This window comes from Wolbachia endosymbiont (group B) of Melanargia galathea (genome assembly GCF_964030625.1).
Classification (GTDB): Bacteria; Pseudomonadota; Alphaproteobacteria; order Rickettsiales; family Anaplasmataceae; genus Wolbachia.
Genome location: NZ_OZ034910.1, coordinates 1,457,303 through 1,479,369, shown reverse-complemented (window position 1 = coordinate 1,479,369; position 22,067 = coordinate 1,457,303). Strand labels below are relative to the sequence as shown.

Annotated in this window: 15 protein-coding genes, 1 tRNA gene and 1 pseudogene; 7 read left to right on the top strand and 10 right to left on the bottom strand. The window is 34.7% G+C overall.

Annotated elements, in window-relative coordinates; translation table 11 throughout:
* Genes bfr through AAHF52_RS06820 form a run of 3 tightly spaced genes read right to left on the bottom strand, consistent with a single transcriptional unit; the run spans position 1 to position 1,645 of the window.
* On the bottom strand, positions 1 to 477 hold the full coding sequence (gene bfr / locus AAHF52_RS06830; RefSeq protein ID WP_007302660.1) for a bacterioferritin: 477 nt from the start codon (positions 475 to 477) through the stop codon (positions 1 to 3).
* 53 nt (positions 478 to 530) lie between these two features.
* Positions 531 to 1,004 carry an RDD family protein gene (locus AAHF52_RS06825; RefSeq protein ID WP_007302659.1) on the bottom strand — a complete coding sequence of 158 codons (474 nt, stop codon included), beginning with the start codon at positions 1,002 to 1,004 and terminating at the stop codon, positions 531 to 533.
* A complete protein-coding gene (locus AAHF52_RS06820) occupies positions 1,004 to 1,645 on the bottom strand; it encodes an HAD family hydrolase (protein WP_007302658.1) in 642 nt (213 codons plus the stop codon). Before AAHF52_RS06820 ends, AAHF52_RS06825 begins: the two co-directional genes overlap by 1 nt.
* 143 nt (positions 1,646 to 1,788) lie before the next feature.
* Between AAHF52_RS06820 and AAHF52_RS06815 the strand changes: the two genes are divergently transcribed.
* Complete coding sequence (locus AAHF52_RS06815) at positions 1,789 to 2,973, top strand: hypothetical protein (RefSeq protein ID WP_019236380.1); 1,185 nt, start codon at positions 1,789 to 1,791, stop codon at positions 2,971 to 2,973.
* Positions 2,974 to 3,101: 128 nt separating this feature from the next.
* Here AAHF52_RS06815 and AAHF52_RS06810 read toward each other — a convergent pair whose 3' ends face one another.
* The gene (locus AAHF52_RS06810) at positions 3,102 to 4,058 is read right to left on the bottom strand and encodes an IS5 family transposase (protein ID WP_213863789.1); all 957 of its coding nucleotides are present in this window, start codon (positions 4,056 to 4,058) and stop codon (positions 3,102 to 3,104) included.
* A 462-nt stretch (positions 4,059 to 4,520) separates the two neighbouring features.
* Here AAHF52_RS06810 and AAHF52_RS06805 point away from each other — a divergent pair, with 462 nt between their 5' ends.
* A complete protein-coding gene (locus tag AAHF52_RS06805) occupies positions 4,521 to 5,282 on the top strand; it encodes a hypothetical protein (protein ID WP_019236381.1) in 762 nt (253 codons plus the stop codon).
* A 24-nt stretch (positions 5,283 to 5,306) separates the two neighbouring features.
* On the opposite strand, the gene fumC is transcribed toward AAHF52_RS06805, so the two are convergent.
* The 4 genes and pseudogenes from fumC to AAHF52_RS06785 all read right to left on the bottom strand — a co-directional run bounded on the left by fumC (position 5,307) and on the right by AAHF52_RS06785 (position 11,857).
* A complete protein-coding gene (gene fumC, locus AAHF52_RS06800) occupies positions 5,307 to 6,695 on the bottom strand; it encodes a class II fumarate hydratase (RefSeq protein WP_007302656.1) in 1,389 nt (462 codons plus the stop codon).
* Positions 6,696 to 6,917: 222 nt separating this feature from the next.
* Positions 6,918 to 7,336, bottom strand: a pseudogene (tnpA, locus tag AAHF52_RS06795) (IS200/IS605 family transposase).
* Positions 7,337 to 7,438: 102 nt separating this feature from the next.
* Positions 7,439 to 8,845 carry an ankyrin repeat domain-containing protein gene (locus tag AAHF52_RS06790; RefSeq protein ID WP_019236382.1) on the bottom strand — a complete coding sequence of 469 codons (1,407 nt, stop codon included), beginning with the start codon at positions 8,843 to 8,845 and terminating at the stop codon, positions 7,439 to 7,441.
* 213 nt (positions 8,846 to 9,058) lie between these two features.
* Positions 9,059 to 11,857, bottom strand: a complete 2,799-nt coding sequence (locus AAHF52_RS06785) for a PD-(D/E)XK nuclease family protein (RefSeq protein ID WP_019236383.1) — start codon at positions 11,855 to 11,857, stop codon at positions 9,059 to 9,061.
* Between the two features lie 108 nt (positions 11,858 to 11,965).
* Between AAHF52_RS06785 and AAHF52_RS06780 the strand changes: the two genes are divergently transcribed.
* The 5 genes from AAHF52_RS06780 (at position 11,966) to AAHF52_RS06760 (ending at position 20,662) form a co-directional block, all read left to right on the top strand.
* On the top strand, positions 11,966 to 15,025 hold the full coding sequence (locus tag AAHF52_RS06780; RefSeq protein WP_342068408.1) for a phosphoribosylformylglycinamidine synthase subunit PurL: 3,060 nt from the start codon (positions 11,966 to 11,968) through the stop codon (positions 15,023 to 15,025).
* 852 nt (positions 15,026 to 15,877) lie between these two features.
* A tRNA-Arg gene (locus AAHF52_RS06775) sits at positions 15,878 to 15,955 on the top strand.
* An 82-nt stretch (positions 15,956 to 16,037) separates the two neighbouring features.
* Complete coding sequence (dnaJ, locus tag AAHF52_RS06770) at positions 16,038 to 17,156, top strand: molecular chaperone DnaJ (protein ID WP_214303429.1); 1,119 nt, start codon at positions 16,038 to 16,040, stop codon at positions 17,154 to 17,156.
* A 168-nt stretch (positions 17,157 to 17,324) separates the two neighbouring features.
* Positions 17,325 to 18,959, top strand: a complete 1,635-nt coding sequence (locus AAHF52_RS06765; protein ID WP_264376772.1) for a ribonuclease J — start codon at positions 17,325 to 17,327, stop codon at positions 18,957 to 18,959.
* Positions 18,960 to 19,405: 446 nt separating this feature from the next.
* Positions 19,406 to 20,662 carry a Tol-Pal system protein TolB gene (locus tag AAHF52_RS06760; protein ID WP_264376885.1) on the top strand — a complete coding sequence of 419 codons (1,257 nt, stop codon included), beginning with the start codon at positions 19,406 to 19,408 and terminating at the stop codon, positions 20,660 to 20,662.
* A 38-nt stretch (positions 20,663 to 20,700) separates the two neighbouring features.
* Here the strand turns inward: AAHF52_RS06760 and gatC are convergent, their stop codons facing one another.
* On the bottom strand, positions 20,701 to 21,054 hold the full coding sequence (gatC, locus tag AAHF52_RS06755; protein ID WP_052264736.1) for an Asp-tRNA(Asn)/Glu-tRNA(Gln) amidotransferase subunit GatC: 354 nt from the start codon (positions 21,052 to 21,054) through the stop codon (positions 20,701 to 20,703).
* Positions 21,044 to 21,964: a ribose-phosphate diphosphokinase gene (locus AAHF52_RS06750; protein WP_264376771.1), complete on the bottom strand. Its 921-nt coding sequence runs from the start codon at positions 21,962 to 21,964 to the stop codon at positions 21,044 to 21,046. The genes gatC and AAHF52_RS06750 overlap by 11 nt, the downstream gene beginning before the upstream one ends.
* Positions 21,965 to 22,067: the final 103 nt, after the last annotated feature.

The following is a 22,067-nucleotide window of genomic DNA, read 5'->3' as shown; positions in this document are numbered from 1 at the left end:
CTATATTTGTGTTCTCAAGTAATTTTCAATACCCATAAGCTCAATAAGGTCAATCTGTTCTTTGATCCAATGTAAGTGCTCTTCCTCATTTTTCAGTAGTCCTTCTAATAACATTACACTCACGAAATCCTTTTCTTTTTCAGCAACGGAAATTGCCTCTTTGATGCCCTTAATACCTTCTTCTTCTAAGTTAGAATTATCTTCTAAGATTTTCTGCATTGTATCTTTTGTGAACTTTCCTTCATACTTTGAGATTTTATTTGTATCTTGAAAATTTGGCATGCCCTTAAGCAGTAAAATTCTTTCTGCTAGCCTATTTGCATGCTCAAGTTCTTCATTAAGCTCGTTTTTCATCTTTTCTGCAAGTTTATTAATTCCGCTATCTTTAAGAATCGCAAAATGCAAAAGATACTGGCGTACAGAAGTCAGCTCATTTGTAAGTAATTTATTTAAATGTTCTACTATTTCTTTATTCATAACCTTTCTTTAGCTAATATACCAATGTAATCTACATAACAATCAAGGTCACATCAATTTATTTTTCTCACAACAATCGTATCAAATAGCACATCATGAAATGCCTGTTTCCTCTGAGAGAAGCAAGCAACTAAATACCAACTGAAGGTAAGCATCACTATAATCACTTCTAGTGTACTTAAAGCATTTACTGATGTTTGAAAAAGTTTGATAAAGGTGATAATTGAATTATTTAGCATAGGAAGAAAAAACTGAGAGATAGTGCGATCAAATGCTAAGCTCAAACCTATTTTAGAACTATCTAAAGTGATAGTATATATATTCATTAACTGTTGACCAGGAGTTGCTTGAGCTGTTGAAGATATAAAATATGTAAAGTAGCCACAATTTATACACATGTATGACAGGTGTAAAATTAATGGAAAATCCCCTAATGACAACACAATTAGTAAGGTTGGAATTAATAAAATTGCTACATCTATTAAATATGCGCAAAAGCGCCTGTGTACACTAGCGATCTCTGTCATTACCACCTATCTTTCAAATACTTTACTATGAATTCTGTAAGTTTATTAAAATGTTGAAAATATAACAAATCTTCATAACCTCTTATTGATTGTCCGTATACAATAGGTAAGCAATTTGCATTTTGTGCACATAGAATGTCTGTGATGCTGTCACCAACAAAAAACACATTTTCTCTATTTACAGGTAGCGTACTCTCCTCTAGTGCAAATAGCAGTGGAGTTGCAGATGGTTTATCTTCTGCAGTATCACATGATCCAACTATTCTTTCAAAGTAAGAATCTAGTTTAAAGTAGGCAACTTCTTGACGTAAATTAGTATTTTTCTTATTGCTAACTATCGCTAGGTAAATATTGTGGCTTTTCAGCGTCTGGAGCATTCCCTCTACTCCCTCGTTCAGAGTAATATTTTGTAACAGTGCACTATCTAGGTATTTTTGATATATCTGGTTCGCTTTTTTCCACTGATCACCAAACAAATTGACCATGTAGCTCTTTCTTGATTCATGAGAATTTCTATCAACAACTTTACTGCCAGATCCCATCAAATCTAAAGTATGCTTAATAGCATTAGAAATATTATCTTGAGTGTCAACTAAGGTATTATCCCAATCGAATACTACTGCTAACGGGCTATTTTTCATTTTTATATTGTGACGTATTTTAAGTTAATAAGTAAATGATATTTTGATGAAAAAAGCATAAATGAGGTGCTCCTTGTGTCTTAACCATTTTTACATAATTAACTAATATACTGATTTTAGTATAAGCTTTTATTTAGTTGGGTATGACACAGCTTAAAGATACACAAGATATTGAGAAGAAATTCAAGGATGTCTTTGCTGGTGCTTTTCCAGAAGGTACGTCGCTGGAAGATAAAGTGAAGATTATCAATGATTTCCGCCAGGAACTTAAAGCTTACAAAAGGCAAGTAACCAAAGAAAATCCCGGGAAAAGGTTAAAAGATATTTCTGCAGCAGATAATTCTTCACTGGGAGATAAAATCAAGACTATTGCAAAATTAAATCGTAGTCTTAGAGATCGAATGAACCGTGCAGCTAAAAAAGTAGCTAAAGATTTTGAAAAGATCGTCGAATTGAATCGGGAACTTAAAGATGTTTTTCCAGAAAATTCTTCATTGGAAGATAAAGTAAAAATTATTGTTGAATTGCACCGGGAGCTTAAAGCTCAAAAAGGGCGTAAAGATGAAGTGAAGATTATTAAAAAATTGATTCATAATCTTGAAGGTCGAATGGATCGTGCAGCCAAAAAAATAGCTGAAGATTTTAAAAAGATTGCTGGATTTAAACAAAAATTCGAAGGAAAAGACGTTTTTACAAGTAAAAAAGTTGCAGAGTTTGAAAGTAATAAAAAATCTCAAACTACATTAGAAGGCAAAATTTCTGATCAAAATAAACAAGAAAAGATTTCTGTGCAAACAGACAAAATTCGTGACTCAGTTAGCGAAATAAATACTTCTGGAAGATCTGTTTCAGAAGATAGAAACTTTCAACAAGAAAAGATTTCTGTTCAAACAGATACAGTAACTAAGTTACAACCTTCAGTAAGCAAAGATCCTATAAAAGATAAACCGAGCGATAAAAAGCCTAAAATTTCGTTAAAACAAGTCTCAGTGGATAGGAATGCTACAGAAAAAAAATCTAATAATAAAAAATCTCAGTTGAGTGAAAAGAAAAATATAGCTCAACCGAAAGAAAATCAAAAAGAAGAAGGCTTTTTGGTACGTTTTCTGAAGAAAATATTCAAAAAACTTTTTGGTGAAGATAAAAAGAGTGTAGAGGATATAAAAGGAACTACTCAAAAAAGCACTTCAAATGATGAAGGGCAACAACAAAATAAGCTCCTTTCAAATCAAGACCAAAGCGCAAGTGAAGGTTTAAAGCAAATTGATAATCCATTGGTAACTCCTGTCACGAAAGTAGAACAAACAAAGACAGACCATGAAAGATAATTCGCCTTAGATTTCTTGCATAGTCTGGGGTCTAATTTGTCATCCTATGGCTTGACCATAGCTAAAAATCTGGATTCCAGTGGGCTTTGTTGCACAGCTCTTCGGATAGTGGGTAATGTATAATAAATTCATGAAGCTATATCAAACTTAGCCATGCCTATTTCAGTAAATTTGTTAAGCAAATAACACTTGAGTAGCAGTTCCTTCTCACGATTAATCTCAGATTTATTCCTAAAACTAAATCCAAATATTTGCTTCAGTCGCGAGAAAAAACTTTCTATATAAGATCTCTTCCAATAATTTATCTCTTTTTTCCACCTCTTCATACCATCTTCATCATATGACTTTATGAGCTTGATTGTAGAATTTCTCTCATTCATATAATCCAACTTTGGATGCTCTACTGCATTATTTTGCGGAGGAATCCTTGTCTTTATGTCAAGCTCATCGCACAGTTTGTATAACTTCTTTCGATTATATGCCCTATCTGCATATATCGTGCTTATGTTATACTTGGTATCCACTCTTTCAATAAGATCACAGGCTCCATAGTGGTCGGAATAAACTCCACTACTGTATTTTGCAGCTATAACTTTTTTACTACCTATCTCTAGCATTACATGTAGCTTTCTTGTTTGCTCATAGCGGCGATACTTTCTATCTGTACCATTTGCCTTACTATGGCCTGGAATATTATTGTAGATGCTGATACCTGTACTATCTATAGCAATTTCAATATCTTCCATATCGTTCTTATCAACTCTGCAGTCGTTGATTTTGATATTAAGCTTTTTAAACCTTCTTGAAGCCTGCGAATAGCTGATAATTTGCAAAATTTTCCCTATTTGCTCAAGATATTTCTCTATAAATCCCACTGTTTGCCTAAGACCAATCCTGAATAGATAGGTTATTATGTGAATTAGAATCACTACTTTGTCGCTGTAGACATTGTTGCCACCTGCTACTTTTGGACTATTTTCGTACCAATTTTCAATGGCATCGTTGATATAATGAAAAACATTTCCCCTTTCTTGAAGAAATTTGTTATATTCATTGCAGTTACTGACTTTCATTCTTATTGGCATATTTTTCCTTTGTCGGCTAAATATCTATTTTATAACAAATTCCATCAGTAACTGCCTGTTCTTTCCTTGAGTGGTGCAACAAAGCCATTCCAGCTTCACGCGCTAACTTAAATTATTTATAAAATTTGTTCCGGTAAACCTAATTTGGGTTAGCTATAGAAAGCAAAACAGACACAAATCAGGAAAAAAATTAATAGAATTCCTGTTTTTATAATAAAAATAATTAATTTTTAAAAATTTTATATTGATTTTATCATTAAATCTCATATAATATTAATATATTAACTTTGATGGTGGTAAAGAAATGCATGGTAGTATAAGCAACGAAGTGGTGAAAAATTTAAACAAGTTAATTAACTCTCACCAAACAAATAAACTTAGAAAGGCATTTAATAACCTTAGCACTAACCATAAAATGAATATATAGAGCATGTTAAAGCAAAGCCTCAAGGCTCTAAAGCTATGTCCGGCATACTAAATGCACTAGACAAGGAAGAAGCACCTTCTATCTTTAATCAGTTACCTCAAGAGTTTGCTTTCAATACACTCGATTGTATTAATCCCACATCGACTTTATTTAAAATTCTATTTAATCAACTGAATCCCCAACAAAAAGAAGATTATAAAGTAAATTTAGAGACAAAATCAACTGTCAAAGCTAAGCTTGTCCTAAAGAATTTTTACTTAAGCAATAAAGAGAGTTCAAGCAACTTAAGTACTGAAAACTCCAATGAACCGTTAGTACAAAACAGAGATGATTTGCCAGCAGCACATTTCTCTCTTATATCTCCTGCGTTCGAGGAAACAGTTGTTGAACATACATTTGATACTAGACTAGAACTTTCTTCTGACAAAGAGAATCAATCATGTAGCCAAACAGTAATTCCATTTCTGGGTTTTGCTGAATTCGATAATCAATTCTGCAATACTGTAACAGAAAATTCGACAGTTAGTAGTAGTTTAACGTCGAATGAGCATATATCAGATAGCCTAGAAGGTGAGCAATTATCCCCAGAGTATTATAACTATTTGATAAATGGAGTAACTAGTCTGCAATCCTCAAATGTGAATCCATTGCCAGAGTTCAGTTTCTCTCTAAGCTCTGTTACGCTAGATGAGATGGTTAAGAGATATGGCTTTAATCACAATGACCACGCTCTAAGTGATTTAGAAGAGGTATATGTAGAGCAACCAGCAAAGTTCCATACATATTACCACAATTAACTAGGGACAAAAAAAGGTGGTAGTTTAACCTACCATCTCCTCTGGTTTCACTATCCTTTCAAACTCCTCCTCAGTGAGCAGTTGAAGTTTTGCTGCTGCTTCCTTTAGAGTGATATTTTCTTTATAAGCAAGCTTCGCTATTTTTGCTGCATTGTCATATCCTATATGCGTATTTAATATAGTAACTAGCATTAACGACTGATTTAGTAAATCCTTTATTCTTTCTTCGTTTGCTTTAATATCAACTACGCATTTCTCTGCAAAATTTAAACTTGTATCAGCTAAAAGTCTTATAGACTGCAAAACATTGTAAATTATCACCGGCTTAAACACGTTCAATTCAAAGTGACCATTTGAGCCACCAATTGTCACGGCAACATGATTTCCCATAACTTGAGCACATACCATAGTCACTGCTTCGCATTGAGTTGGATTCACCTTACCCGGCATGATTGAAGAGCCAGGCTCATTTTCTGGTAACATTATTTCTCCAATCCCGCATCTTGGACCAGAACCAAGTAGCCTTATATCATTTGCAATTTTCATCAAGCTTACTGCTACTGTATTGAGTGCTCCACTGAGCTCAACTAAAGCATCATTTGCTGCTAGTGCTTCAAACTTATTTTTTGCTGAAATAAATGGAAAATTAGTGATTTTTGCCACTTCTTTAGCAAAATCCTCAGCAAAACCCTTTTTAGTATTGATTCCCGTGCCAACCGCGGTACCACCTTGTGCAAGTTCATATACATTGCTTAGAGTTGACTTTACTCTCTCTATTCCCTTTTTAATCTGAACTGCATAGCCAGAAAATTCCTGCCCAAGTGTTAGAGGAGTTGCATCTTGCAGATGAGTACGCCCTACTTTTATTATATCTTTAAATTCATGAACCTTATTATTTAGCGCTTTATATAATTCTTCAAGATTGGGAATAAGCAAGCGGTTTATTTGCTCTGCTACTGCTATATGCATTGCTGTTGGAAAAGTGTCATTTGATGACTGACCACAGTTTACATGATCATTTGGATGCACTGGAGACTTACTACCTAAATCACCGCCCAAAATTTCTATTGCACGATTGCTGATCACTTCATTCACATTCATATTGGTCTGCGTTCCAGAACCGGTTTGCCAAACAACAAGCGGAAATTGATTATTAAATTTACCGTCTATTACCTCCTGTGCCGCTGTGCAGATTGCATCCCCTACTCTATTATCTATGCTACCCTGTTTCATGTTAACACGTGCTGCTGCAAGTTTTACTATTGCTAGCGCTTTAATCAGGGGCTCTGGCATTTTCTCTGTACCAATTTTGAAATTTTCCAAAGAACGCTGAGTCTGAGCTCCCCAGTAACGTTCACTTGGTACTTTTACTTCTCCTAAGCTATCTGATTCTATCCTAATTTTTTTATCCATATTTCCTCCTTCTAGTGCTTGACGTTACCTACATATATGAATTAATTAAATCAAATTGTATTTCAGTGTCAAGTTGAGACATTTTTAGTGAAGACCTTAGAAAATTTTCAAGCCATATCTTTTGCTTCTATTATTTTTTTATTGTTATTAAGGCAATCATGCAACCTTAAGCATTCAACCACTATGGATTAAAATCCAAAGATTGAGAGAGAGCATAGAATGCTAACTTTCGACTTGAAAGTCACCAAATTTATCTTCTTTTTTAGAGTGATTTTCAATATAATTTTTTATCATTTCGTCAGTTACATTTCCGCTAGTCCTGACAAAGTAGCCTACTGCCCACAACCCAATATCTCTTTTTTAGCTCTGGAAAGTTTTGCTGGATTTTTCTGGAACTTTTTCCTTTTATTAACTGCACTAACTTACTAATACTTAAGTATGGGGGTACAGAAACGTATACGTGTACATGACTTGACGCAACTCTACCTCTGATAATTTCTACTTGATTATTTGCACATACTTCTTGTACAACTTCTTTAGCTTTCTTTCCAATATCTCCAACTAGTACTGGATATCGATATTTTGTTATCCACACTATGTGATATATATACAGAGTGACTGCTTTTTCTATAATATTCCACATTCTTTCAGATTTTTCACCTTAAAATTATATTCTTAAAAAGATGGACTTCAAGTCCAGGGTTTTTCTCCCAAATTTGGGACAATAAACCTACTTTCACTCTCTATAAGGCTATTCTACTTAGAGCTTGAATAGTGAAAACATCTTTAAGCGCAGAAGCTATACCTTTGTTTGCTTTCTCTTTTTTTACTTCTACAATCATATAACCCAACATTGCACCTAACGCTAGACTAACGGTCGCTGATGCTGCACAAACTGTAATCACTGCTCCCGCAGAACATGATATTGTCATACCTGCAACATAACCTACTATACCACTAACACCAATGCAGACGTATTTCTTCCGTAGCTCTTTTTGTATATGACTTTTCAGATATTCTTTTACATCTAAATGCCCGTTTCTAGTAGCATAATTCAGAGCAGTGTTTTCATAGCCATCTTTCACATTAACATTTGCTTTTGCTGTTTCTATCAGGTACTTTACTACCTCTAAATAGCCACTTCCAGCAGCCCACATTAGAGCAGTTCTTCCATAGTGATCTGTTGAATTAATATCTTCTTTCTGTTTTTCTATCAGGTATCTTACTGTTTCTAATTGACCATTTTTGGCAGCTGAAAATAATCCTGCATGATTGTTAATCATTTGTGCAAATGATAATGTTTTTAGTTTAGGGGGTTGTAACTCTTGAGTATTAAAGTTTAATTGTGCTGGAACAATTTCTACTTCAAGCTCTACATGTTCTCTTGTGAAACGATCAAGTAGCCTTTTTACCTGATCAATTGTTTGAATTCTTACCTTATAATACCACGATAAAGAATTGATTATTTCCCTGTTGTTAAGAAAAAATATCACTAATTCTATTTTACCTGTTAAATCTTTAGCATAGATTGAGTATTCTATATTTAATCTATCTTGTGCAATATTTCGTATTGTCTCACTCTCTGTCCAAATTCTTACCTGTTCATTAATTCTCTTACTTACAAGAAAATTATATAATTCACTATCTTCTTCCTTCATTTTATTGAGCTTATCCTTACAGTCATACCAATAAGATGATAACTCTGGTATACAAGTAGGAAGAGGCAAGCGAGGTATTGACATATCAAGATTAGCTATTAAATGATATCTAGTTAGAAGCTTTGCTATCTCCGTATGGCCATTTACAATAGCATATGTTAGGGCAGAGAATTGACCTTTACGTTTCACATTTAAATCAGCTCCATTTGCTATTAGAAGTTGTACTACCTCAAGATGACCATGGGCAGCAGCATGAATTAGAGCAGTTATGTTTCCCGGAGATTCTGCATTAACATTTGCTCCCTCTTCTATCAAGTATTGTAATATCTCTAGTTGACCATTGTCAGCAGCCCATATTAAAGCAGTTCTCCCATAATCATCATCTATTGTATTAATAATTGCTCCACCCTGTATAGCTTGCTGAACAAAATCTAGCTGTCCTTTTTTAGCAGCATCAATTAGCTGCGCATTTAGCTGTTTTTGTGATGGCATATACCCCTCTAAAAAAATATACAATTTAAAGCTATTTTAGCCACTATTCAAGTTTTAATGGCTAAAATTGATTGAATCACTTTTTAGTGTTTTTTTATGGTTGTTTGAGTCTAGCAAAGATGAGTCTATATCACAATCTAGTAATTCTCCTACTGCACTTAGTAAACCATCTGTACAACCAGCTATTTTGATCTGGATGAGAGGAGATATAATTTATAACCACTCCCCTATCCTTTCTAGTTGTTTGTAGATGTTAAATCTCAGGAATTTATCAAAATAAGGAGAGGCAATGAAGGGAGTAGTATCTCTTAAATAATTAGATAAGAAATCTGGTAGAATATTCTGAAATTCATGCATTTTTTGTCTATAATCTTTCAAAGCAATAACCTTTATTTTATCATAATCAAGTTTCCAATAAGCAAGCTCCGAGACTTCTTTTTTTGTTGTGTATTCCACTGCTAAAGCTTGTAAAATTAATTGCGGGAAAAATCCTGACATAACTTCCTCATTGGAAGGTGGTGAACCAAGTTTATAGTCTATAATTGCTACTTGCCCACCTGGTAGATACTCAACTCTATCACATCTTGCTGTCAATAAAATTTCCTCTGTCATTCGAGTATCTGACCAGCTCTTATTACACAATTGTCTGGTGTGTTCATTTGCAATCAAATTTTCTGGATCCAAGTAGTCAAGCACTGGGATGACACCCTTATTCTTAGTGGAAGTTGTACAGCATCCGCGCAGTTGTGTGTCACGCGCTGGAATATGAAATATCGGATAGGAAAAGCTCTTCTCCAACTCAACTTGATTGTTTCCAGTCCTATCAAACTCAACAAAAGATTGAATTATCCTCTGCAACCTTACCCACCACATATTTGAAAAGTGGAATCGATTAGACGAGAATATTTCTCGTGCAATACTCATCAGCGACTTTTCGTTGCGTAAATATCTTGCAAGAATATTGTGTACCATAGTGCCAAACTCCAATATCGATGGCTTAAAATTTAAGTCTTTCAACTGTCTAAGGTTCAGTATGTATTCAACATAAAATGAATAAGGGTTACGAATCAGTTTTTCTACCGCACTGCAAGACATCACTTGCATTTTTTCTTCTCTGACTTTGGCTTGAGGTTTTGGCATAGGCTGAGTACATGAAACAATGCACTCAGGTGTATTTAATATTCTTAGCCAATTGCGATAAGGATATTTTGGTTCTTGTAACAGAACTTCCAAACGGCGCAATAGAATTGATTTTCTATCACTCACTAGCCTCGTAATATAAACCTTGCCGGCACCAAATAAATTGCGCAAAGTATACAAAAAGTACCCTTGCTCTTCTTGCACAGAAGGAAGGTTAAATTTTTCCCTATTCAGTGCACTCAAAAACGGATTCTGAAAATTTGGTATATCATTAAATCCAGCAAGTATTACAACTTTATTTTGATATAAGCTAAATTTATCAAAGTTATTTTCTGGAGAAAAAAACTTCCTTTTTAAAAATAATATCAGGATTTGGCTATATAACTCTAAGGAGCATTTTATTGCTACATCTTCACATGCATTTAAGAAATCACGAGTAAAATTACCTATTTCACCATTTAGCTCTAAAAAATTGATATTAGAAAGGACATTAACACACTGCAAATGAGCTGATGCCACATCAAAAATGGGATAATTTACAAGATACAGTAAAGGATTAAATATAATCTTTAACTTACTGATAATAATTAATATATCTTCTTTATGTCTTAGCTTTTTACAAGTATTAATAGCGTTAATAATATCCTTAAGACCATTTGTATTAAAGCTACGCAATACTTCTATCTCAAACTCAGATAAAATACGAGTGTACTCTTCTTGAGCGTAACCAAAAGTCACTAGCCTATGTTTAAGAAGAGAAAGCAATGCCACACCGTTCCATTTTGAGTTCAAAATCTCAATACTATAAAGCAGAAGCGTCACATAAGAATAGTTTTCCGATATGGTACACGCCATACGATCTGCAAGTAATTTATCAAAGACAAACAAAGAAGCGTTTTCATAACCTTCATTCTTTATAATTAGTGACGTCACTTGTGCTTCTTCCTCCCTTGAATCACAAGTGATGACTTCAATATTTTCAATTGATCCGCCACCAACTTCACTTAGATCAGCAGTTGTATCGAAGATATAATCAAGATATTCCTCAGGACTTCCTGTTATCCCAGCCCTTTCTTCTGTCATCCCAGTGCTTGACACTGGGATGACACCAGAACACGCTTCTGACAGAAAACTAACATCCCTTCTATCCACTTTTAAATAATCGAGTAAATCTTTCAGGCAATGTTGATAGTGTTTTTTATCAAGTGATTTCCAATCTTTTTCGTTCATTTTCAAATTCAGGTTAGGTAGAATTATCTTTCCAAATGGCAGGTCATATATAGCCTTAATCAATAACTTGTAGATTTCACCCTTTCCAATTCCAATAAAGATCATATGCTGATCTTTCTGCAGGAAGTTTATCATATTGTTTATGTAGTCATTCTTATGCTTTAGTATATCTATTACTCCCAAACCTTTTAAAGTTTTACTCCAAGTTTTGATAAGTAAATTTATGAAATTCCCTACTTTTTTTGAGTGCTCATCAAGTTGATAATCACCCTCTATTTGGGTATATTGAAGCAATGACGGCAAACTGTAAACCAGATCGATTGGAAAATTATCATTGTTTTTTTTATTCCACTCCAATATAAATTGAATGAGTAGCAGTGTTCTTTTTGTTGGGTTGATAACTTTAACTCTATCAAGATTTAATATTAAATCTTCTTCATCAATGTTTTCTAGTGAAACTATCTCTGGCAAAATTATAGTTCTGTAATTCTTGAATGCACTCAGCAATGCTATAACATCCCTCTTGCAGGGAAGTATGATCTTTATCTCGGGAATTTTTTCTCTTTCATATTCAGAAAATATGTGCTGAACCAGCACATCAAAAAGGGACTCATTCACATTAACAGTAAAAACTCTTCCCACTAACAGTAACAATTAATACAACACTTTTATTGTATAGAAATTATTTAAAATATAAATGTGCTCGCAGTTTCTTATGCTATGATATATTAAAGTCTTTCACAATATTACATGGCAAACATCAGAATAGAAGTTTTTAATAAATGTGAACAAGTTAGCCGCAGAAGGGTAGTTAATGTTTACTTGATTTACATAAGCAAAGAATTACCATCAAAATTACATGAAGAAATTTGTGGGCTATTTTATAATAAAGCCATACAAAACTGCCGTTATTATTCCTACAATGAAAACCTTGAAGAAGTTCAATATAACTTCATAGAATCACAAGCAAAGTGGGGCTTGGAGATAAGCTTTTTACCTGGCATGACCGATAACGTAGGAAACACGGCAAAACAAATTGTTAGAGAATATCTAATGAGCAAACGCCACATTGATGAAAGTGTTTCTATCAAGGCAAGAAGTTCAAAATTGATTCTAAGTCAAGGAGGTTTTCCAACCGAAGATGACATAAAACAGGAATTCAATCCTATTACTGAATATTGCACACTTTTCCATAAAGAAAACGGCAATTGCCATTGGAAGTATTACAGTAAACAAAATACCCCAGTTGGTGTCATTACAGCGCGTGACCAGGAAAAAAAAGAATGGATTCCAGTGTCAAGCACTGGGATGACACCAGGTAATAATGGAGCAAAATCTGTCAAACTCAATGTAAGTGACCAAGAGCTTGAAAAAATCAGCAGAGATGGAATCGATGGTAATGGCACTTTAGGGCTCTCGCTGGCAGCAATGAAAGCTATAAAGGATTACTTTAAAAAACTCGGTAGAAATCCATATGATATTGAACTTGAGTCTCTGGCACAGACTTGGTCTGAACATTGTAAACACAATATTTTTTGCTCCCCTATTGATGAAATAAAAGATGGTCTATATGCTCATTATATTAAGCGTGCAACGCGTGAGATAAATTCTAACATATGCGTGTCAGTTTTCTCCGACAACGCAGGAGGAATAATTTTTGATGACGATTACTTGATTGTAGATAAAGTTGAAACTCACAATAGTCCTTCAGCTCTCGATCCGTTCGGTGGAGCAATGACTGGAGTGCTTGGAGTTAATCGAGATATAGTCGGTTTTGGCAAAGGTGCAGAACCTATCATGAATACTTATTACTTTTGCTTTGCCAAAGAATCAAAAGGCAAACTTTATAGAGATAAAGAGCGTACTGATGAGATCTTACCACCAAAATATATAATGAAAGAAGTGATTCACGGTGTTAATGTTGCTGGTAATTGCTCCGGTATTCCAACGCAACTTGGATCGGTATACTTTGACGATAGATTCTGTGGAAAGCCATTAGTTTTTGTTGGAAGCATCGGAATTATTCCACGGAATATAAATAATGCACCTTCACACATAAAAGAACCCAAAAACGGTGATAAAATCGTAATTATTGGTGGAAGAGTTGGAAGGGACGGAATTCACGGTGCAACTTTTTCTTCAGAGGCATTGTCGGGAAACAGCCCTTCAACAATTGTGCAAATTGGTGATCCTATAACACAAAAAAAATTATCCAACGCCGTCGTAAAAGCAAGAGATCTTGGTCTTTATAATGCAATAACGGATAATGGAGCAGGCGGTCTATCATCGTCCATTGGTGAAATGGGAAAAGACGGATTTGAAGTTGATTTGAGCAAGGTTCTCCTTAAAAACGATGGTATGGCTCCGTGGGAAATATGGATATCAGAATCACAAGAGAGAATGACCTTAGCAGTGCCAGAAGAAAATCTTCCTGCGTTTAAGCAAATCATGAAAACACATGATGTGGAGGTCTGTGTAATTGGAGAATTCAACAAAAGTGGCAAAGCCGTTGTTAAATGTCCCCCAGGAGAAGTAATAATGGACATCGAAACTGAATTTCTGCATGACGGTAATCCCAAAGTGCATTTACAGACGAAACCGTGGTCTAAGGAGTCTGCTGTATCCTTTCCTGTCATCCCAGTGCTTGACACTGGGATCCAGCAGGTAAAGCCTGCAAACATTTTACGCCAAAACCCATACGATGGTAGAGCTGAGCGTGAAATGGATTCCAGTCTCAGCTACTTGCATGACACCTTTGAACTAAAAGAAATGCTAAGCAGACCAAACATACGCAGCAAAGAGTTTATAGTGGTGCAATATGACCATGAGGTTCAAGGATCGTCAATACTGAAACCACTGCAAGGCAAGGGAAGAGTGTGCAGCGAAGCTGTTGTCTCGAGGCCAGTCCTTTCTTCAAACAAAGGTGTTGTAAAATCGCAGGGATTTGGCTCAAGTTATGGAGAAATTGACACTTATCACATGGCAGCATGTGCGATTGACACTGCCATACGCAACTACGTAGCTGCAGGAGGAAATATAAATCATCTAGCGTTGCTCGATAATTTTTGCTGGTGTGATGCTTATAATCCAGAAAGATTGTGGCAACTAAAGAGAGCTGCAGAGGCTTGTTACGACTTTGCAACTGCATTTAAAACACCATTCATATCCGGAAAAGACAGTATGTTCAATGACTTCAAGGGATATGATGAAAATGGCGAGAAAGTGATGATATCTGCACCACCTTCACTACTCATTTCAGCAATTGGAATTATAGACAATATTGAAAATGCGGTATCGCTTGATGTGAAAATGCCAGGGGACTTGATATATGTGCTTGGTACAACCCACGATGAGCTTGGTAGATCTGAATATCAGTTATATAGTGGAATAGATAATAACAACGTGCCAAAAGTTAATGCAAAGAGCGCTAGGAAGTTGTATGAACGTTACAACCAGGCAATAAAAGATGGCATAATTGTCTCTGCAATTGCACCAAACTTAGGCGGCTTAATTATTGCTTTGGCAAAATCGCTAATTGCAGGAGACCTTGGTGCTGAAATTGATCTTTCACTAGTACCAATAGGAAAAACACAAAATACAGACATAATAAACAAGATAATAATGTTTTCTGAATCGCAAAGTAGAATATTAGTAACCATTGCCCCGCAAAATCAGCGGAAGTTTGAAGAATTGTTTAAAGGTATAGTTTTTTCATGTATTGGAAAAGTGACAGAGGAGAAAGCTCTCAATATAAAGGATATTATAAGAATAGATTTGAAAGACTTAGGTACTAGTTTAAATAACTTTTGATTACGCTAGACAAATTTTTCATTATGTGTAATGTCTGATTAAAATAAATGCATATTATTAAATTTGGGTAGGTGATTATGTCCATTTTATCAATACTCTTGCTTATCAGTCTTTCTTTACTTAACACTTCAAATAAATTAATGATATGTGCTGCCTTATTTGTGGGAGCTACTTTAGTTGTAAACTCAATGGTTGAGTTTTATGGTAGAAGCAAAGCTACTTACAGCTTAATAGTGTGTACAGTGATATGCTGTCTTTTTAAATTGCAAAATTTTAGTTTTATGATACTGGTTCTATATACTCCAATTTTAATCTCTCTTCTCTCAAGCATAGTTGTTTTTGAAGAATTAAAGTCGAAATTGAATTTTCATATGGCAAATTTCATCACTTTAATTATAGCATCGGTCATTGATAGTACGATTATTTGTGTTGGACTACTATACAAAATTTCTGCAGGTAAATGCTTATCAATATATATTAAAGATTTAATTTTCAAGTTTTCCTATGCATCGATATTGAGTATCTGCTTGTTTGTAGGAATGTATTTATTCTCCTTGGCAAGCAAGAAGTATTTTAAGGTTTCTGCATAACCCGTCTTCTGATATAGCCAAAATAGTTTAGATTTAACTATAACCGTCATTCCGCTATTTGTTAGCAGCTTGGCAGTATAATGTGAAAAGCTCTTATTCGGATAGCGGTTCTAAAATCAAAGTAATTGGAAACTGTTAACTTAAGTTATCCTTTAAGAGAGCTAGTACAATTTTTTACAGGTTTCATACATGATAAGAGTTTTATTTTTAGCTAAACCAATTGAAATAAGCTATAAAATCTGTTAAAGTCAGCTTTGTGCAAGCACCCTTAGCTCAGTTGGATTAGAGCATTTGACTACGGATCAAAAGGTCGGGCGTTCAAGTCGCTCAGGGTGCACCATATTTTATAGGAAATAGAGGTCATACTTGAAATTCATATATGTAATACCTATCTTTAAAGGTAAAATACTGAGCTATTATATATGAACAAAAAAGACTACTATGATCTGCTAGAAGTGAGCAGAAATGCTAGTACTGACGAGATAAAAAAAGCATATAAAAAACTAGCATTAAAATATCATCCTGACAGAAATCCTGGTAATAAGGAAGCAGAGGAAAAATTTAAAGAAGTAACAGCTGCATATGAAGTTCTATCTGACTCTGAAAAAAGAGCAGGTTATGATCGTTATGGTCACGATGGTGCTTCCGGTGGATTTGATTTCAGCCAAGCTGGAGGGGATTTTAGTGATATATTTAACGATTTTTTTGGTGGAGGATTCGGCGGCAGTACAAGTAGGTCAAGAACAAAAAGAAATACAACAGGAGTATCTGGAGCAGATCTGCGCTACGACCTTAAAATTACCTTGGAAGATGCATTTAAAGGAATACAAGCACCTATACATTATGTGACAAATATAAAATGTAATACATGCCAAGGCACAGGTAGCGAAGGAGCAATCAAACCAGTTCAGTGCAACACATGCCAGGGAAGCGGTAGAATTAGAACTCAACAGGGCTTTTTTACCATTGAAAGAACGTGTACTACATGCTATGGGGAAGGAGAAATAATACAAAATAAATGTAAGAAATGCGGTGGAAGTGGACGTAAAAGAGATGAAGTAAATATCTCCGTTTCAATTCCAAAAGGCATAGAAGAAGGAGCTAAGGTAAGGGTCAGTGGTAAAGGAGAAGCTGGAGCAAGAGGTGGAAAAAGCGGAGATTTATACGTATGTGTGAAAATAGCTACTCATCAGATCTTCACTCGCAATAGAGCAGATTTACACTGTAAAGTGCCTATAAGAATGACACTAGCAGTACTTGGTGGTGAAATCGATATTCAATCAATTGATGGAGCTAAAATAAAAGTAAAGGTCCCTGAAGGCACTCAAACTGGTACCAAACTACGTTGTAGGGAAAAGGGTATGCCATATATGAACTCACATGCTCGTGGTGATTTATACGTACAGGTAATAGTTGAGACTTTAAATCCAAAGAATTTAACCCAAAAGCAGATTGAGCTATTAAAAGCGCTTGAGGAAGAGGAACATGAAAGTGTAGAGCAGAAATCTGAAGGATTCTTTGGAAAAGTAAAAAAAAAGTGAGAAATTTGCTAAGTGATATAAAGAGGTAGCTGTCTACATTTAATTCTTTTTACCAATTTGAAAGCCTTCTCTTTTAGTGAAAAGATTTTTTAAGTTATGCAAAAGTGATAAATTCCTTTATTTAAGGTCGAAGTTTTGCTATTCTCACATTTTAATAATTTAAAATTAATGAACATAAACAAAAATGAGTTTTTATTTCTTCCTCTTGGAGGAGTAGGAAGAATTGGGATGAACGTTAGCCTATATCATTATCAAGGTAAGTGGATTATGATCGACCTTGGTATCGGTTTTGCAGATGAAACTATGCCAGGTGTTGAGCTGCTCATTGCTGATGTAGATTTTATTGCTCAAAGAAAAAAAGATTTGCTTGGAATAATAATTACACATGCACATGAAGACCACTGCGGTGCAGTGCCTCATCTGTGGGAAGAATTAGAATGTCCCATATATACAACAAAGTTTACGGTTAATTTTCTCAAAGAAAAATTGAAGGAATTTCGATTAGAAGGTATAGTACCTGTGAAAGAGGTTGACATAAATGGCAGTATAAATTTGGGTCCTTTTACCGTTGAGTTTATAAATGTAACTCACTCAATTCCTGAAGCAAATTCAATATTAATTAGCACTGAAGTAGGTAGTGCACTTCATACTGGAGACTGGAAATTTGATCCAAAACCTGTTGTTGGATTAATTTCTAATATAGAGCGTTTAAAAGAAATTGGCGATAAAGGTGATCTACTTGCAGCAATTTGCGATTCAACTAATATATTAAGCAAGCATCACCCTGAGTCAGAAAGTGCAATTTATAATAATATTTACAATATAATAAAGCGGTCTAAAAAATTGGTTGCTGTCTCGCTATTTGCCTCGAATGTGGCGCGAATTGAAACAATAAGCCAAGCTGCAAAAGCACTAAATAGAAAAGTGGTTTTACTTGGCAGATCTTTATGGAGAATAGTGAAAGTTGCTCAGGATAGTGGTTATTTAACTGATTCTCCTGAGTTTCTAGAAGCAAAGGAGGCAGTAAATTTTCCAAGGGAAAAGCTGGTGCTACTTTGCACAGGTTGTCAAGGTGAGCCACTGGCAGCTACCGCAAGACTTGCCGCTAAGAGTCATCAAGCATTTAAAATGCAGCAAGGTGATACCATGATCTTTTCATCAAAAATCATTCCTGGCAATGAAACTCGTGCACATAACATGCTCAATGCCTTTATTGAGATGGGAGTGGAAGTTATTACTGAAAAAACAGAGAATGTTCATGCTTCCGGTCATCCAGTAAAAGCAGAGCTAAGGGAAATGTATTCTTTGATAAAACCTAAGATGTCTATTCCGGTTCATGGTGAGTATATTCATACGGATGCACATGTAAAGTTTGCTAAAGAGTGCGGTGTGAAAAAAGCAATAATGATTGCACCAGGTGATATTGTTAATTTGGAAAATGGGGAAAAAGTTAGCTCCATTGATGTCGACTACTTTGGTATTGATGGTATGTTACTCCGTCATCCAGAATGCAGCGTTATAAAAATGCGTGAGAGAATGAGAGATGCCGGAGCTATCGTAGTGACAGCAATTGTAAACAAGAAAAATAAACTGCTTGCTAAGCCAAAAGTATTTGCACCTGGTGTTTTCGAAGCGCAAAAAGATGCAGCCATTATGCAAAAGATCATAGAGAAGGTTGAGTCAGCATTTAGTCCACAACCGATAAAAAAAATAAGAAATAAGATTGAAAGTTCAATATTTAGTATCTTAAAGGAATATTTACTAAAAAGACCTATAATTGAAGTCCAAATAGAACAGGTATAGAAATATACCTCTTTTTATTAACCATTATTTGAGTAAGAAGTTAACAATGTATTCTTTGATGTTATTTCAGCATGCAATACTGGAATCCGTAAAAAAAAATCAGTGTCAGATCACACAACTATACAAACATTGTGATTTGAATCTACCAGAAGGGTGCCATCTCAACGCCCAGGCAAACATTGTAGTTTTAGAGCAATCTCCACCAGTAGAGTGTCATCCCAGTGCTCTGACACTGGAATCCAGTTTTTCATGCAACCTTGTCAAAGACGTTTATTTTAGAATAAAACAGCTACTTTTATGCTTGCCACCTCAGTGCACTTACTTGCAGTCAAATTTCTGGATTCCAGTGTCAAGTACTGCAGAAATTGATTTACTCTACTGTCATGCAGTTTAACTTCAAAAGTAAGCTATTTGCTGAGATGAAAGGAGGTAATGCAAGAAATCTAATGAAGCTATTCGTTCAACTGGTGTTATTTATTTCGTTATTTATTCCTTATTCCACAAAAGCTGTTTTATATGTTGATATAAAAAAAAGCAATATTGGTAATATTGATCTTGTTGTATCTAAATGTGCATGCAAGACAGAAGTGGAAAATGAGCTAAGTGAAAGCATCACAAAAGTAATTGAAACAAATCTATCTAATTGTGGCTTATTTAATGTGAAACGTGACGCGAAAGTTGAGTCTTGGAAAAGCGATACTGTAGTCACAATAAGTTTAAGTGAAGTATCAAACAGAAATTTAGAGCTATCTTTTCGTTTATCTGACAGCTTTACAAACAGAGAATTACTTACTCAGTCGGTTGTTTTTCTAGCAAAAGACTGGAGGAAAATTAGTCATCTTGTTTCAGATGTGATACATGATAGATTGATTGGTGAGAAAGGGCATTTCAATACAAAAATTACATATATCGCTGAAGAAAAAGATAGCAATTACAAATCCGTCCGTAAAATTGCTGTGATGAATCAAGATGGAAGTAATATAAAGTACTTAACAAATGGTGAGAAATTTGTGTCAACACCAAGATTTTCACCAAATGGAAAGGGTATTGTTTATATCTCATACACAAATGGTAAAAGTTATATAATATTAAAAAATTTAAAAGATAACACTGAATCAATAATCAGCGCATTTGAAGGAGTTATTTCTGCACCAAGATTTTCTCCTGATGGTAAATCTCTTTTTATTTCCCACTCATTGAGTGGTGAAACAAATATATTATCTCTAGACTTAAGCAGTAAACGAACAAAAAAAATTACTAAAGGTTCAGCTATAAGTACTTCTCCCTCTTTGTCTCCAGATCAAAAGTACATGGTTTTTAGTTCTGATATAAGTGGAAGTCAGCAACTATATATCATAGATTTCACTAAAAAAAGCAAAAAACCCAAGAGAATTAGTTTTGGAAATGGAAGATATGCTACACCTGTTTGGTCGCCAAAAGGAGATCTGATAGCTTTTACAAAAATTCAGTCAGGAAAATTTTACATAGGAGTTATGAAGCCAGATGGCAAAGAAGAGCGCTTGCTTTCAGAGGGACATAAAATTGAATCTCCGGCATGGCTACCAAATGGCAGAGAAATTATCTTTACTAACGCAGAATCACCAAGCAACTCTAAATTATATTTAGTAGATTTAGTAAAGAAAAATCAAAAAATGGTTTTTACTCCAACGAATGCTTCTTTACCAGATTGGTCTTATTTCTGAAAGTAGATCTATAAAATCGTTATAAATCTTGCTTTATCTTAATCGTTTATAACCTTCGGTACTACGAAATACCCATGCTCTGATTTTGTATTGGATAATATTTCTTCTTTAATGTTTTGAGAATTTATAATATCATCGCGTACATGGACATCCTTATCTATAGTTCCATAACGCATAGGAGAAACACCTTCAGTATTAACTTTCAACAAAGTATCATGTATCCAATCCAGCATTGTCAGTTCTTTTGAGTAGTATTTAATCTCATCATCGGATAACTTAATCCTCACAAGCTGTGCAGTTTTAAGCATTTCTTCCTTAGTAATTGTTATTTTTCTCTTATTTGCAAATTCTATTAACGAAGTGATAACATCTTCTGTTGATCTAGCTGGCACTTTTACCTCCTTGCATAAAGCAAATTAAAATATTTGCAATTGAAACAACCTCTATCTTATCATTTTTTTCAAATTTGTGAAATACGGTGTCCGTAATTACTAATTTATCCAGAGAAGAGGAAGAGATTTTCTCAACTGCATTTCCTGAAAGTATTCCATGTGTAATGCACGAAACTACAGACTTTGCTCCTCGGTTTTTTAAAGCAAGAGCTGCATTACATAATGTTCCGCCAGAGTCAACTATATCATCAACAATGACGCAATTTTTGTTTGCAACTTCTCCGATTACATTCATTACCTCAGATGTACCTGCTTTTTCTCTATATTTATCTACTACAACAATATCATTATCCAACTTGTGTTTTTCCTCTAAAATCTTTGCAAAAGCACGAGCTCTGCCAATTGCTCCAACATCAGGCGCAACTATTGCCAAATTCTCCTTGTATATAGAGTTAACAAATACTTTAAAACAGTTTAAATTAGTAACTGGTATATCAAAAAAACCTTCAATTTGACTTGAATGCAAATCAATAGCAGCAACGCTATTTGCACCAGCTGTTTGAATAAGATTTGCAGTTAATTTAGCACTTAAAGCAGATTGCATATTATTGTTTTTAATAACCCTATCCTGCCTACTGTATCCGTAATAAGGAATAATAGCTGTTATTCTCTTGGCTCCAGATCTCTTTGCTGCATCAATTGTAAGCAGAAGCTCCATAAGGTTATCATTTACAGGGGAAGAAAGAGATTGTACTATATATACTTCTTGATTACGTAGATCATTTGCTACTTCTACATTTACCTCACCATCGGCAAATCTTGACACCTGATTGGGGAATAGCTGAGCATTTAGCCCACTTGCTATTGAATCTCCTAATCGTTTACTAGCGCTACCTATTATTACCTTCATATATACCAATTAAGTTTTGAAAATTATACAGAAACCATGGAATGATTAAAACTTTATTCTTGCCGTCAAGTAGCTCATAGAAAAGAAAAAGTTATTCGAAACA

What these genes read in the sequence shown, in the direction of transcription:
- bfr (WP_007302660.1), bottom strand. Translation starts at nt 477, where the DNA reads ATGAATAAAGAAATAGTAGAACATTTAAATAAATTACTTACAAATGAG.
- AAHF52_RS06825 (WP_007302659.1), bottom strand. Translation starts at nt 1,004, where the DNA reads ATGACAGAGATCGCTAGTGTACACAGGCGCTTTTGCGCATATTTAATA.
- AAHF52_RS06820 (WP_007302658.1), bottom strand. Translation starts at nt 1,645, where the DNA reads ATGAAAAATAGCCCGTTAGCAGTAGTATTCGATTGGGATAATACCTTA.
- AAHF52_RS06815 (WP_019236380.1), top strand. Translation starts at nt 1,789, where the DNA reads ATGACACAGCTTAAAGATACACAAGATATTGAGAAGAAATTCAAGGAT.
- AAHF52_RS06810 (WP_213863789.1), bottom strand. Translation starts at nt 4,058, where the DNA reads ATGCCAATAAGAATGAAAGTCAGTAACTGCAATGAATATAACAAATTT.
- AAHF52_RS06805 (WP_019236381.1), top strand. Translation starts at nt 4,521, where the DNA reads ATGTCCGGCATACTAAATGCACTAGACAAGGAAGAAGCACCTTCTATC.
- fumC (WP_007302656.1), bottom strand. Translation starts at nt 6,695, where the DNA reads ATGGATAAAAAAATTAGGATAGAATCAGATAGCTTAGGAGAAGTAAAA.
- AAHF52_RS06790 (WP_019236382.1), bottom strand. Translation starts at nt 8,845, where the DNA reads ATGCCATCACAAAAACAGCTAAATGCGCAGCTAATTGATGCTGCTAAA.
- AAHF52_RS06780 (WP_342068408.1), top strand. Translation starts at nt 11,966, where the DNA reads ATGGCAAACATCAGAATAGAAGTTTTTAATAAATGTGAACAAGTTAGC.
- dnaJ (WP_214303429.1), top strand. Translation starts at nt 16,038, where the DNA reads ATGAACAAAAAAGACTACTATGATCTGCTAGAAGTGAGCAGAAATGCT.
- AAHF52_RS06765 (WP_264376772.1), top strand. Translation starts at nt 17,325, where the DNA reads ATGAACATAAACAAAAATGAGTTTTTATTTCTTCCTCTTGGAGGAGTA.
- AAHF52_RS06760 (WP_264376885.1), top strand. Translation starts at nt 19,406, where the DNA reads ATGAAGCTATTCGTTCAACTGGTGTTATTTATTTCGTTATTTATTCCT.
- AAHF52_RS06750 (WP_264376771.1), bottom strand. Translation starts at nt 21,964, where the DNA reads ATGAAGGTAATAATAGGTAGCGCTAGTAAACGATTAGGAGATTCAATA.